This is a genomic window from Cupriavidus sp. 96C5-1, assembly GCF_057798855.1.
Window position 1 is genome coordinate 353808 of record NZ_JBYOJU010000002.1, and the last position, 13616, is coordinate 367423.

The window sequence follows — 13616 nt, forward strand, 5'->3', positions numbered from 1 at the left end:
AGGCAGGCATGGAAAACTCCGCCTGCCGCATCGTCCGGCTGCGCCTAGATCAGCAGGCTCGCCAGCGCCGGCACCAGTGCCAGCGGCATCACCAGCGCGCCGATGCGCAGGAACTGCAGCGCGCCGACCCGCTGCCCTTCGCGCCGCAAGGCGGTCAGCCACAGCAGGGTGGCCAGCGAACCGGTGACGGACAGGTTGGGCCCCAGGTCGATGCCGATCAGCACCGCGCTGGTGGCCTGCGCGGAGGCATGGCTGGCCGCGAGGGCCGAAGCGGCGAACAGGCCGGCCGGCAGGTTGTTGACGATATTGGAGACTACGGCCACGGTCCCGCCTGGCAGCCATACGCTGGCCGCCGGAGACCGCTGCGCCAGCGCCTGCACCAGATGGGCGAGCTTGGCGATCAGGCCGGTCTGCTCCAGGCCGGCGACCAGCACGAACAGGCCGGCCACCAGCGGCAGCACGCCCCAGGAGATCTCGCGCAGCGCCGGCAGGCACAGGCCGGGCCGGCGCGCGCAGACCAGCAGCAGGGTCGCCAGGCCGGCCAGGCAGGTGGGCCAGCCCAGGTCCGCGCCCAGCAGGGAGGCGATCAGCAGCACGATGCCCATGGCCACGATGCCGACGGCGGTGAGCCTGGCTTCGGCGCTCAGGGGCGGCACCGGCACGTCCGCCGCGATAGGCTCGGCAAGCGCGCGGCGCTGGGTCCAGTAGAGCGCCGCGAAGGTGGCGGCGATCGCCACCAGCGAGGGCAGCGTGAAGCGGGCCAGCCAGCCCGTCAGCGTGGGCATGCGCTCACCGAAGATGACCAGGTTGGCGGGATTCGAGATCGGCAGCACGAAGCTGGCGGCATTGGCGATAAAGGCGCAGCCATACAGGTAGGGCAGGGGCTGCCTGACCCTGGCGGCGCGGGTGGCGGCCAGCACGGCCGGCGTCAGCACCACCGCGGTGGCGTCGTTGGACATGAACACCGTGACCAGGGCGCCGAAGCCGTAGACCAGCGCGAACAGCCGCCGCGCGGAGCCCCGCGCCTGGCGCACCGCCAGCGCTGCCACATGGTCGAACAGCCCGGTCTTGCGGGCCAGTTCGGACGCCAGCATCATGCCGCCGAGAAACAGGTAGACGTCGTAGCCGCGCGCCACGGCAGCCAGCGCATCGGGCACGGCAAGCAGGCCTGTCACGCATAGCAGCAGCGCGCCGCCTACCGCCCAGAATGCTTCCGGCAGCCGGAACGGCCGCGTGATGACGCCAACGGTGGTGGCCGTGGCCACGGCCCAGATCAGGGGGCCGCTGTAGGGGATCAGGTTCATCGTCGGTACGTCGCAGGCGGCAGTGGCCGGTTCGTGTCGTGGGCTGCGGCAGCGCGCTGGGCGGTCCCGCGCAGACTCAGGTGCTGGGTTGTGGCGCGAGAGGCATGCCACCCGCCTGGGAGGGTGGCGCGGCGGCCCGGATGGGGTCCGTGGCGGCTCCCGTGCCTGCGCCGGCAGGCTCGGTGGCGCCGGTCAAGGCCGGATCGGTGTCGGAATCCGGCGGCGGCGCCGCCGGGAACCCCAGCGAGGCGATGCCATGGCTGCCGTCGGCATATTCCGGATAGGTCCACTCGTCGCCGACGCGCACGAGGTTCTTCGGCATCTCGTATTCGCCCTCGGGCTGACCGGCCAGGCGGCCTTCCATATAGCGCGCCCAGATCGGCAGGGCCGTGGTGGCGCCGAATTCGTGCCGGCCCAGGCTGCGGTTGTCGTCGAAGCCCATCCACGCCACCGTGACGATGCCCGAGGCATAGCCGGCAAACCAGCCATCGACCGAATCGTTGGTGGTGCCGGTCTTGCCGGCGATATCCGCCCGTTGCAGGTAGCGCTGCAGGCCCGCGCCCGTGCCACTGGTCACCACGCTGTGCAGCAGGCTGTTCATCACGTAAGCGTTGCGCTCGGGGATCACGCGCTGCGGCTGGGGCTCGCTGTTTGCACTGAACAGCACATTGCCCGCGCCGTCGCTGATGCGCTCGATCAGGTAGGGCTCGGTGCGATAGCCTTCGCTGGCAAACACGCCATAGGCGGCGGCGAGCCGCAGCGGCGTGGTGGTGCCGGTGCCCAGCGCCATCGGCAGGTAGCGCGGCAGGCGCTGCTCGGAGAAGCCGAACCTGCCGGCATAGTCCACCGCATAGGGAATGCCGATGGCCTGCAAGGTGCGGATGGCCGGCAGGTTGCGCGACTCGGCCAGCGCCTGGCGCACGCTGACGCCGCCGAGGAAGCGGCCATCGTCGTTGCCGGGCTGCCAGCGCGACGACGCGTCCAGCGGCGCGTCGTTGATCATGGTAGTGGGCGAAATGCCGCGTTCGAGCGCGGCGGAATAGATGAACGGCTTGAAGGTCGAGCCAGGCTGCCGCTCAGCCTGGGTGGCATGGTTGAAGCGGCTGGCGGCAAAATCAGCGCCGCCGATCATGGCTTCGATGGCGCCGGATTTGCTGTCCAGCGAGACCAGCGCGGCCTGGGGCGCACCCGCGGCGGCCTGCTGGCCGTGGCGCTTGCCGTACTGGGCGAGTCCCGACTGCACGGCTTCATAGGCCAGGCTCTGTCTCACCGACGACACCGTGGTGTAGACGTTGATGCCGCGCGTGTAGGCCGCCTCGCCGAAACGGTCGTAGGCGAGCTGGCGGGCCAGTTCCGCCACGTATTCGGCATGGCCGTCGAAGCGGCCGTTGCGGGCACCCGCCACCTGCAGCGGCTCGGACCGGGCCGCCTGGTATTGCTGGGGCGTGATCATGCCGAGCGTCCGCATGCGCCCGAGCACATATTGCTGGCGCAGCTTGGCGCGCGGGAAGTTGACCACCGGGTTCATGGTCGACGGCGCCTTGGGCAGGCCCGCCAGCATGGCGGTTTCGGCCAGCGAGAGCGCATCCAGCGGCTTGCCGAAGTACGCCTGGGCCGCGCTGCCGAAGCCGTAGGCATGCTCGCCCAGGTAGACCTGGTTCATGTACAGCTCGAGGATGCGGTCCTTGGACAGGGAGTGATCGATCTTCCATGCCAGCAGGATTTCATACCATTTGCGCGCCAGCGTCTTCTCGCGCGAGAGGTAGAAATTGCGCGCCACCTGCATGGTGATGGTGGAGGCGCCCTGGGCGTAGCCCTCGCCGATATTGGCGATCGCCGCGCGGAAGATGCCCGGGATATCCACGCCGGCATGCTGGTAGAACTGATCGTCTTCGGCGGCCAGCAGCGCATTGGACATCTGCTTGGGCATGCGCTCCAGGGGGACGAATTCGCGATGCTCGTTGCCGAATTCGCCGATCAGGACATTGTCGCTGGTGAAAATGCGCAGCGGCAGGTCCGGGCGATAGTCCCGCAGCGCATCGACCGCGGGAAGTTGACGAAGGCTCACCACGGCGGCAAACCCGACAAGCAGGGTGCTAGCGGCAGCCAGCACTAAAGTGGCGCTTGCTGCCTTTTTTACGACTCGTTTCATGCGCGTATTCTACCTTGGGGCGGCGAGCGGCAAGCTTGCCTCGCCGTTCGGGGCGGTCATCGGGGCGGCTATCGGGGCAGCTATCGGGGCAGCTATCGGGGCCGTTATCGGGGCTGTCTCGCGGCTGGCCGGCGCGGCGTGCGAGGTTGCGGCCGGGGCGGCGCCCGGCTGACCAACCTGCTGCGCGAATGCCGCCAGGGCGCGCCAGGTCTCGGGGTGCTCGATGATGGTGGAATGGTCGGTGCCCGGCATTGTTTCCCGCGCCACCGTGCCGGGCCAGGCCGCGATCAGGCGCTCGGAGCATTCGTGCGGCACCACCTCGTCGGTCTCGGCAAGCAGCACCTTGGTGCTCTGCACCACCTTCTTGCAGTGGGAGATGGAGTCGAAGTGATGGCGCATCAGCTGCCGCAGCGGCACCAGCGGGAAGCGCTTGCGCACGATCTCCAGCAGGGAATCGTAGGGCGTGATCAGCTGCAGGCTCTCGAAATCCTGCAGGTCCGCCAGCTGGATGGCCACGCCGGTACCCAGGCTGCGGCCTACCACGTGCACCCGCGTGCGCGGGAAAGCGCGCCGCACGTGCAGCAGGAACTGGCTGGCATCGGCTACCGCCGCCGCTTCGGACGGCCGGCCGTCCGAGTGGCCCAGGCCGCGGTAGTCCATGGTGGCAAAGCCCACCTCCTGCGGCAGCCACGCCAGATGCTGCATGGTGTCCAGCACGTCCTCGCCGCGGCCGGGCAGGTAGAACAGCAGGTCGCGCACGGTGTCCGCTTTCTGCGCTTCCTGGCTTTCCCGGGCCACGTAGACGTAGCCGCGCAGCAAGCCGCCGGGCACCTCGTGCGAATAGGCGGAGACGCCTTCGGGCAGGTCCCGCGGCGGGCGGCGGTGCGCGTCGAACAGCAGCCGCCCCTGGTTGATCGTGAGATAGGTCCAATAGCAGGTAAAGCCGCCTGCGGTCAGCAGCGCGGCGGCCAGGGCCTTGCGTTGAAGGGAGGGCATGGTGGGATCGGAGGGTTCGTTCCGCCTTGGCTGCACAGCGCATGGTGGCGCCTGCATCATTTTCTTGCGGTCACCGCCTTCGACCGGGCTGGGTGGCCGAGAGTTCTTGTACGATACGCCCTCACATCAACGGCGGCCGGTGCGGCCGCGCACGGAGCCGATGGCATGAACCACCAAATCGAGCAAAACGAGCAGGATTCCCCTCGGAACGACGAGAAAAACCGCGCCGAGGAGACCCAGGCGATGGATCGCGTGGTCAGCGCGACGCGCCAGGTACAGGTGGCCTTTACTGCGCTGCAAGGGCAGTTTGCGCCCCAGGGCTCCGGCAAGCCGTCGAAGATGGCGCTGCAAACCTTCGACGCCGCGCTGCAGGCGCTGGAGGATGCGCAGTCGGCTTTCGACGACATCCTCAACGACCTGCTGGACGGCAAGCGCTGATCCTGCCGGCTGCGCCCACGTGTGCCGTGGCAGCGGGTACTTTACACTCAACTTCCGCAGGGTGCGCAACCGTCGCGCCGGCCGCTTGTGATAAGGTTTGGCGGCAAGGTCGCCATGCCGCCGGACAGGCCGGCATCGAGACGGCCTGACCCGGCCTGGCCGGGATCCGGAACAGGAGACCAGCCGTCATGAGCACAACGCTTGCCAACCACGCCACGGCGTCGGACGACGATGCGCAGCGCCGCGCCCTGATCGCCCGCGCCCACGCGCGTTCCGCCGGCTTCGGGCTGGAAGCCGCCCACGCGGCGGACTATCACCCGCTGGGAACGCGCGCGCTGCACGATCTGGTCGACGCCAGCCAGCTCTTGTACAAGCATGCCCTGCCGGTCATGGAGACCTTGCATGCGCAGATCGCCAACACCGAGAGCATGGTGCTGCTGACCGACAGCGGCGGCGTGATCCTGCACAGCCTGGGCGATGGCGATTTCGCCGACCGGGCCAGGCGCGTGGCCCTGGCGCCGGGCGTGTCGTGGGCGGAAGCGAGCAAGGGCACCAATGCGATCGGCACGGCGCTGGCCGAGGGCCTGCCGGCGGTGGTGCATGCCGACGAGCACTTCCTGCGCGCCAACCGCCTGCTCACGTGCTCCTGCGCGCCGATTGCCGGACCGTTCGGGCAGATACTGGGCGCGCTCGATGTCAGCGGCGACCATCGTGGTTTCCACAAGCACACCATGGCGCTGGTGAGAATGTCGGCGCAGATGATCGAGAACCATCTGTTCTCGACCCATTTCACCGATGCGGTGCTGGTGCGTTTCCATGCGCGCCCGGAATTCGTCGGCACGCTGTTCGAAGGCATGGCGGCATTCGCGGCGGACGGCACCTTTCTCGCCGCCAACCGCAGCGGGCTGTTCCAGCTCGGCCTGTCGCCCGATACGCTGGACCGCCGCAACTTTGCCGCCCTGTTCGGCATGCCGCTGGGCGTCGCGCTCGGGCAGGGCGGCGAGGCGTCCGGCCAGTTGCTGACGCTGACGCTGCCAAGCCGCGTCCACGTGTTCGCGCGGATGGCGCTGCTTGGCCCCGCCCGCCGCGGCGCCACGGCGCCCGCATCCGCATCTGCATCCGCATCCGCGAAAGCCGCGCCGCAGGCGTCGGCGCTGACCGCCCTCGATACCGGCGACGCCCGCATGGCGGCGGTGCTGCAGCGGGTCGACAAGGTGCGTGGGCGCGATATCCCGATCCTGGTGCTGGGGCGCACCGGCACCGGCAAGGAGTGGCTGGCGCGCGCCATTCACCGCGATTCGCCGCGCGGCGCCGCACCCTTCGTCGCGGTCAATTGCGCCTCGATCCCGGAATCCCTGATCGAGGCGGAGCTGTTCGGCTATGAGGACGGCGCCTTCACCGGCGCGCGGCGGCGCGGCAGCCCGGGCAAGCTGGTGCAGGCGCACGGCGGCACCTTGTTTCTGGACGAGATCGGCGACATGCCGCTGGCGCAGCAGGTGCGGCTGATGCGCGTGCTGCAGGAGCGCGCGGTGACGCCGCTGGGCGGCGCCCGCGCGATTCCGGTGGATCTGCGCATCATCTGCGCCACGCACCGCGACCTGCGCGCGATGATCGCGGCAGGTACCTTCCGCGAGGATCTTTATTACCGCATCAATGCGCTGGCGGTGACGCTGCCTGCCCTGCGCGAGCGCACCGATCTCCCGGTACTGGTGGACCGCATCCTCACGCAGCAGCTCGCGCAGGCGGATGGCGCGGATGGCGGCCACGCGCATCCGCGCCGCGTCGCCGCCGATGTGCTGGCGCGCTTCCAGCGCCATCCCTGGCCGGGCAACCTGCGCCAGATGGTCAATGTGCTGCGCACCGCGGCCATCATGGCCGAAGGCGAGGACGAGATTTGCGCCGAGCACTTGCCGGAGGATTTCATGGAGGATCTGGCGGAGCCCGAGGCCGGGCCGCCCGCATCGCCGGCCAGCCGCCATGTTGCCCCGGTGCAGGCGATGCCGCCGATAACGCCCGAGCCCAGGCCGGCGGGCGATTTCCCCGAGCGGCTGCGCGACAGGGAAGCCGCCATGATCCGCCAGGCGCTGGCGCGCCACGGCGGCAATATCAGCCTCGCCGCGCGGGAACTCGGGCTGTCGCGCAACACCATCTACCGGCGCCTGAAGCGGGCCGGTTGACTCGACCTCAATCATCATCGCAGCGATCGGCCTCTGCAGGCTTCCATCGCTGCGTGCGGCATCTACAGGCCCTCCAGCAGGGCCAACTGCGACGCCAGGTCCTTCCGGCTGAGTGGTACGTATCCCTCTTCGGAATCCGTCTGCTTCGCCACCAGGGCCTGGCCTTCCCGCGAGAGGGCCAGGCGCAGGTATTCCTTGACCAGCGGATCAAGCGGCTGGCCGGGCATCTTGTTGACGTAGAACTGGACCGCCGCGGACAGGGGATACATGCCGCCAGCGACATGCTCGATGGCGGGACTGTAGTACGGGCCGGATGCCGAGAGTCCCAGGGGAAGCACGCGCACTGCCGTGGAGACTCGGGATGCATCGATCCACCCGACCAGGCCAATGCCATAAGCGTCGGCCGCGATGGCCCGAATGACCGCCTCGCGCGACGGGAGCGCCTCGTAGCGCGCCGCGAAGGGCTGGCCCCGGAAATGGACCTCCCGCATGCCGGTGGCGAAGCCGCCATTGTCGCGCAGGCCGTAGACGTGCAGCCGGCGTCCCGTCCATTCGCCTGCCACGCCTAATTGATCCCAGGTGTTGAAATCGCCCTCGGGGGATCCCGCAGTGAAGATCTGCGCGAGCTGCTTGATGGTGAGTCCCTTCAGCGGGTTGGCCGCGTGCAGGTAGACGGCTGGCGGCGTCTTCGCCGGGGGCCTCGGGCCATGGCCGCTGTAGCCGATCCGCACGGCAGTCGGCAGATGGCCATGGATCTGGCGGAAGGCATTGCGGTCCGACACCCACAGGTCGCGCGCCATCGGCGCGAGGAACGTGGCACCCGCGGTCAGCGCCGGCATGCCAACCGAGGAGCCTTCCATGCGCAGCGTGAAGCGCAATCCGGGATGGGTGCGGACGAAGAGGGCGTTGAGATCCTTGATCAGGTCTTCCATCCCGTCATTGCCGACGATGGAAATGCTGCCGTCGCGCAGCACATAGGGTGCGCCAGCAGGGATGGAGACCGGCCGGGGATCGTAAGGCGGCAGCGTGGCGGAGGTGGCGGAGGTGGCGAGAGGAGGGGCCATCGTCACAGGCTGCGCCGCGGCGCAGCCGGCCAGCGCTGCCGCGCCCAACAGGAGCAGGCCGCGGCGATCCCGGTCCACTGGATCCGGGTGGATGTTCATGTTCTTGCTTGGGTCGGATTGCATGGTGTGGTCAATCGAGCTTGGCCAGTTCGGCCCGAGCCTGTTCAGCGTTAAGGGGGATGTAGCCGCGGGGCTGGCTGGCGATGATCTGCTGACCCTCGCGCGACAGAACCAGGCGCAGGTACTCCCGGGTGACGGGGTCGACCTGCTTCCCCGGTTCCTTGCGCACGTAGAAGTACAGGGGGCGCCCCAACGGATAGGCGCGCGAGGCCACCTCCGCCGATGTTCCGGTGGTCACGTTCCTTCCGTCCTCGGAGACGATGGCCAGGGCCTTCACCTGGGCGCTCTCCTGGCCGATGGCTGCCACCGCGATACCGGCCGGATCGGCTGCGAGGCGTTGCAGGATCTGGCCGCTGCCGCCGTATTGCTCGTAGCCCGGGGCCAGGGGCAAGCCTCGCAGGTGCGCCCTTTGCAGATAGGTGCCGAAGCCCGTGTATTCCGGTGTGCCATAGGGGTGGATGGCCCGGCTTGCCCAGGTCTCTTTCAGGCCCAGTTGTCCCCAGCGGGAGAGGTCGCCCTCCGGGTTGCCGATAGTCAGCGCACGTGCCAGCTGGCGTGCACTCACCTGCGTGAGAGGATTGCTCCGGTGGACGTAGACCGCCAGCGATGTCGCAAGGTGTTCCGAGGTGTCGTCCGAGGTGTGGGCGACGCGGATCTCCAGTGCGTCTTGTCCCACGATCTTTCGGAAGGGAACCGCTTCCTGTGGATTGATCGCGCGGCCCATCGCGCCGAACAGCGTTTTGCCGAACATCAGGAGCGGCACAGCGCTCGACGTTCCCTTTCCTTCAATCTGGAATCGCGTGCCGGGATGGGTCTGCGCATACAGTGCATTGAAGCCCTCGACGATGTGTTTTACGTGATCGGCGCCGCCGATGCGGATGGCGCCGTCGCGTGTCAGGTAGTCCGCCTGCGGCGCCGGTGCGCCCGGCTGCGGGAGATAGGCCGTCAGGCCAGGATCGACCTGCCGCCGCTTTGCCGCCCCCGGATCCTGCGGGTGCGCGCTCGCGGCAGCCAGCACCAGACCGAGCGCGGCGAGGCATCTGGCAATTTGGGAGGGTTCGGATCTTGTCATCGGCGCGTTAGTGGTGGAGGTCGGAAGAAGAGAGGGTCAAGGCTAGCTTGCTGGCTAACGCTGGCCGATAAAAAGGGGCGTTGCATCACGGCGATCAGAAGTCGGCCCTGGCCCGGACCACGAACTGGCGCGGCTCGCCCATCGCGATCGCCGGCGAACCCAGGCCGCTGTTTGAGGTGTAAGTGGTCTTGTCGAACAGGTTCTTCACGTTGAACTGCAGATTCACCCGCTGGCCGAACATGGGCATCTCGTAGGCGACGAACGCGTCCGCGACCGCGCCGCCCGGCAGGTGGTACACCTTGCCTCTTCCATCGCCGGCTCCCCACTTGCTGAACGCCCGCATACCCGCGCCAGCGCGCAGGCGGCCTGCGCCTACCGTGCCAAAGCCGCGCGTCAGGAAGACCGATGCGGTATGCCTGGACACGCCGTCCAGTGGCTGGCCCTTGAGAATCGGGTCCTCGGTCGTCCTGGCGTCCGCGTAGGCATAGCTGGCGACAATGCTGAGGGCAGAGGTGAGCCGTCCGTTGAGGTCGAACTCGAAGCCGCGCGAACGCGCCCGGCCCGTGACCCGGGTGTAGTAGAGGCCGTCAATCAGCACATTGGTCTGCACGTTGCTCTTGGTGATATCAAAGACGGCGGCGGTCGCCGTCAGGTCTTCACCGACCCACTTGGTGCCGAACTCCCAGGCCGTGCCCTGTTCCGGCGGCAGGTCGCCGATGGGCGTCGCGATCGAGGTGTTGGGCCGGAAAGACTTGGCGTAGCTCCCGTACACCGACCATTGGGGCCGCAGCAGGTAGGTGACGCCCAGCCGCGGCACGGCCTTGCCGTCGTTGGCATGGGTGTTGGTCCGGAAAGGCCTGCCTTTGCCGGTAAGCTCGTCGTACTTGTCGTAGCGAAGGCCGCCAGTGACGATCCACCGGTCGCCCAGGTATGCCGTGTCCTGGATGAACAGGGCCGCAGACCGCAGCTTGTCGGTCTGGTCGCTGTCAGCGGCACTGACCATGCTGGGCAGCGTCATCTGCCCATAGACCGGGTTGTAGATGTTGAAACGGGTGTTGCCGGGCCGGTCCCGGATCAGGTCGCCAAGGAAACGGTAGTTGCGCAGGTAGTCGACGCCCATCAGCAGTTCGTGCGCCGTCTCGCCGGCGCGCAGCTTGCCCAGCAAGGTGGCCGAGAACACGTGCGCATCCTGGCGCGCATCGCGCGTGGCATCGCCTCGGCGCGTGAGTCGGCCCGTGACGCCATCGACCGACATCGCACGCGCCTGGTAGTCGTTGTAGTAGTTGCTGCTATAGCCGTAGTTGGCGCGCAGCGACCAGGCGTCCGACAGGCGATGGTCCAGCCGCAACGTGACGGAATCCGACCGTCCGCTGGTGATGTTGAATGGCTCGTCCAACCGGCGCGCGCGAGGAATGGCGAGCACTTTGCCGGTGCGGGTGTCGATCTGCGTACCACGATCGAAGGGAACCGAGTACTCCATGTGCTCGTAGGCCGCGATCACGTTCGTGGCGCCGCCGTACCAGGCCAGCGAGGGCGCGATCACCTGCTGGCGGATGTTCCCAAAGTTGCGCCAGTAGTCGTAGCGCTGCTCATCGGCGATCAGCCGATAGGCCAGACCGTTGCCGCCCATCGGACCGGCGAGATCCACTTGCGCGCCGCCGCCGCCAAAGCTGGTGCCCCAGGCGGAGACCGAGCCCTGTCGCTGCAGCAGCGGCTTCTTGGTGATCACGTTGATCACGCCGCCCGGATCCTGGATTCCATAGAGCATCGAGGAAGGACCCTTGAGCACTTCGATGCGCTCGGTCGTGGGCGTGAAGTTGCGCGCCTGCACCGATTGCATGCCGTCGCGGTAAATCGAGTTGTCGCGGTTGGTGCCGAAGCCGCGCTTGCGGATCGAATCCTGGGTGCCGCCGAGCGTGTTGCCCTGCTTGACGCCGCTGATGCCGAAGAGCGCCTCGTCGAGCGCGGTGGGCGCGCGGTCTCGCAAATACTCGCGCGTCACCACGTTCACCGACTGCGGTACCTCAAGCAACGGGGCGTCGGTACGCGTTCCGACCGAGGCGCTGCGGGCCTGGTAGCCTTGCGCGGCGGACTCGCCGGAATCCGATCGCGCCTTGACGGTCACCGATGGGAGCGTGGTGGCCGCGTCATTGATTGGCTGGGCCCAGACGGGTGTGGCGCCCAGGCATGCCAGCGACAGGCTGGATCGAAGAGAGATGCGGCGCGGTGCAGCGCGCGCAGCCAAGCCGCGCAGCCAGCGGCAAAGCCAGCTGTGATGCCGCTCATATAGTCTATCTACCAGGTGAAATTCTTCGCCATGCAGCATGCAGTCGATCTCTCAATACAAACAGTGGAGATATTGGCTGACACACTTGCCCATGCACCGCGGATGGTGGAGGCAGTCGCTGGCTGTGAAGGATCCCTGTTGATTGGATCACAGGGAAAAACGCGTTGTCATCGATGCGGCGCGGTTCGGTCCCGGCGGCAGATCGCGTTCTTTGATGACTTTTTCGGAGTCAATTGGCAATTTACCATGACCCCGTCTTTTTTAACAAGAGCCAGAGCCGCTCTCTTTTGCATTGGCAAAACCATGTGCAAAGGGTTTAAGAAAAATCTGAATAGATCCGTACGGCCAGGCATCGCGAGCGCGCTTGATCGGGGCGCATGACGTCCTCGGATTCCGGCCGCCAAGCGATTACAGTGATGCCGGCTGCCGTCAGGCTGGTACGGTTACAGCGATGAAATCGATCGAATTTCCGTCTCAAGGCGCCGGTTCCCGCGCCAGCCGCGCCGCCTCCTCGTCGCTGAACAGCTCGGAGCGCGTCAGGAAACGCAGCCCCGTCGGACCCTCCAGCGAGAACATGCCGCCCGACCCCGGCACCACATCGATCACCAGCCGCGTGTGCTGCCAGTATTCGAACTGCGCGCGTGTCATGTAGAACTTTGCGCCGCCGATCTCGCCAAGGCATACATCGGCCTGGCCGATGATCAGGTCGCCGTCCGGATAGCACATCGGCGCGCTGCCGTCGCAGCAGCCGCCCGACTGGTGGAACATCAACGCGCCGTGCTGCGCGCGCAGCCGCGCTATCAGTGACAGCGCGGCGGGAGTGGCAATGACGCGCTGCACGGCGTCGGGGGCATTGGTGTCCGGCATCGGGGGGCTCCTCGTCTTTTCTTTTCGTTGGCAGGCGTCATGGCTGCAAACGTCCGGGTGCTGCCGATCTCAGGCGGCAAAGTCCATGACGACCCGGCCTTCGATATCACCGGCGCGCATGCGCGTGAAGATGTCGTTGATCTGCTCCAGCGGCGCCGTGGAGACGGTTGCCTTGACCGCCCCGTGCGCGGCGAAGTCGAGCGACTCCTGCAAGTCGCTGCGGGTGCCGACGATGGAGCCGCGGATGGTGATGCCCTTGAGCACCACGTCGAAGATCGGCGTGGGGAAGTCTCCCGGCGGCAGGCCGTTCAGCGCGATGGTGCCGCCGCGCCGGACCATGCCGATGGCTTGCCCGAATGCCTTGGGCGAGACCGCCGTCACCAGTGCGCCGTGCACGCCGCCGATTTCCTTTTGCAGATAGGCGGCGGGATCGGCCGTGCGCGCGTTGACCGTCAGCTCGGCCCCGAGCCTGCGCGCGAGTTCGAGCTTCTTGTCGTCGATATCGACCGCGGCCACGCGCAGGCCCATGGCGCGCGCATATTGCACGGCAACGTGGCCCAGGCCGCCAATGCCGGAGATCGCGACCCACTGGCCAGGCCGGGTATCGGTGACTTTCAGCCCCTTGTAGACGGTGACGCCCGCGCACAGGATGGGCGCGATTTCCACAAAGCCGACGCTGTCAGGCAGCAGGCCGACGTAGTTCGGATCGGCGACCACATATTCGCCATAGCCGCCGTTGACCGAGTAACCGGTATTCTGCTGCTGCTCGCACAGGGTTTCCCAGCCCTGCAGGCAATGCTCGCAATAGCCGCAGGCGCTATAGAGCCAGGGCACGCCGACGCGGTCGCCTTCTTTCACGCGGGTCACGCCCGCGCCCACGGCGGAGACATAGCCCACGCCTTCGTGGCCGGGGATGAAGGGCAGGGTGGGCTTGACCGGCCAGTCGCCTTCGGCGGCGTGCAGGTCGGTGTGGCATACGCCGGAGGCTTCGATCTTGACCTGGATCTGGCCGCGGCCGGGTTGCGGTACCGGTACTTCATCGATCGTGAGCGGGGCGCCGAACTCGCGCACCACGGCGGCTTTCATCGTTGCTGTCATGTCGACTCCTGATCTATCGATGTCTCGATGTCTCGATCTAT

Annotated in this window: 10 protein-coding genes; 2 read left to right on the forward strand and 8 right to left on the reverse strand. The window is 67.5% G+C overall.

Going from position 1 to position 13616, the window contains the following annotated elements:
- Positions 1 to 44: 44 nt before the first annotated feature.
- From AC3FOF_RS04195 to AC3FOF_RS04205, 3 genes are all read right to left on the reverse strand, one after another.
- Positions 45 to 1304 (reverse strand): arsenic transporter, encoded by a 1260-nt coding sequence (locus tag AC3FOF_RS04195; RefSeq protein ID WP_430869699.1) that lies wholly within the window; start codon positions 1302 to 1304, stop codon positions 45 to 47.
- Between the two features lie 76 nt (positions 1305 to 1380).
- Entirely contained in the window at positions 1381 to 3456 is a 2076-nt protein-coding gene (locus tag AC3FOF_RS04200) for a penicillin-binding protein 1A (RefSeq protein ID WP_488725853.1), read from the reverse strand.
- 9 nt (positions 3457 to 3465) lie between these two features.
- Complete coding sequence (locus tag AC3FOF_RS04205; RefSeq protein ID WP_488725854.1) at positions 3466 to 4452, reverse strand: alpha/beta hydrolase; 987 nt, start codon at positions 4450 to 4452, stop codon at positions 3466 to 3468.
- Positions 4453 to 4617: 165 nt separating this feature from the next.
- On the opposite strand from AC3FOF_RS04205, the gene AC3FOF_RS04210 reads away from it, so the two are divergent.
- Positions 4618 to 4890, forward strand: coding sequence for a hypothetical protein (locus tag AC3FOF_RS04210; RefSeq protein ID WP_017224099.1), 273 nt, complete (start codon positions 4618 to 4620; stop codon positions 4888 to 4890).
- Between the two features lie 188 nt (positions 4891 to 5078).
- The gene (locus AC3FOF_RS04215; RefSeq protein ID WP_488725855.1) at positions 5079 to 7067 is read left to right on the forward strand and encodes a sigma-54-dependent Fis family transcriptional regulator; all 1989 of its coding nucleotides are present in this window, start codon (positions 5079 to 5081) and stop codon (positions 7065 to 7067) included.
- A gap of 62 nt (positions 7068 to 7129) precedes the next feature.
- Here AC3FOF_RS04215 and AC3FOF_RS04220 read toward each other — a convergent pair whose 3' ends face one another.
- The 5 genes from AC3FOF_RS04220 to adhP form a co-directional block, all read right to left on the reverse strand.
- Entirely contained in the window at positions 7130 to 8254 is a 1125-nt protein-coding gene (locus tag AC3FOF_RS04220) for a PstS family phosphate ABC transporter substrate-binding protein (protein ID WP_488725856.1), read from the reverse strand.
- A 7-nt stretch (positions 8255 to 8261) separates the two neighbouring features.
- A complete protein-coding gene (locus tag AC3FOF_RS04225) occupies positions 8262 to 9323 on the reverse strand; it encodes a PstS family phosphate ABC transporter substrate-binding protein (RefSeq protein WP_488725857.1) in 1062 nt (353 codons plus the stop codon).
- A gap of 94 nt (positions 9324 to 9417) precedes the next feature.
- A complete protein-coding gene (locus AC3FOF_RS04230; RefSeq protein ID WP_488725858.1) occupies positions 9418 to 11568 on the reverse strand; it encodes a TonB-dependent siderophore receptor in 2151 nt (716 codons plus the stop codon).
- A 516-nt stretch (positions 11569 to 12084) separates the two neighbouring features.
- A complete protein-coding gene (locus AC3FOF_RS04235) occupies positions 12085 to 12477 on the reverse strand; it encodes a DUF779 domain-containing protein (RefSeq protein WP_276268708.1) in 393 nt (130 codons plus the stop codon).
- A gap of 69 nt (positions 12478 to 12546) precedes the next feature.
- A complete protein-coding gene (gene adhP / locus AC3FOF_RS04240) occupies positions 12547 to 13575 on the reverse strand; it encodes an alcohol dehydrogenase AdhP (RefSeq protein WP_488725859.1) in 1029 nt (342 codons plus the stop codon).
- Between the last annotated feature and the right edge of the window lie 41 nt (positions 13576 to 13616).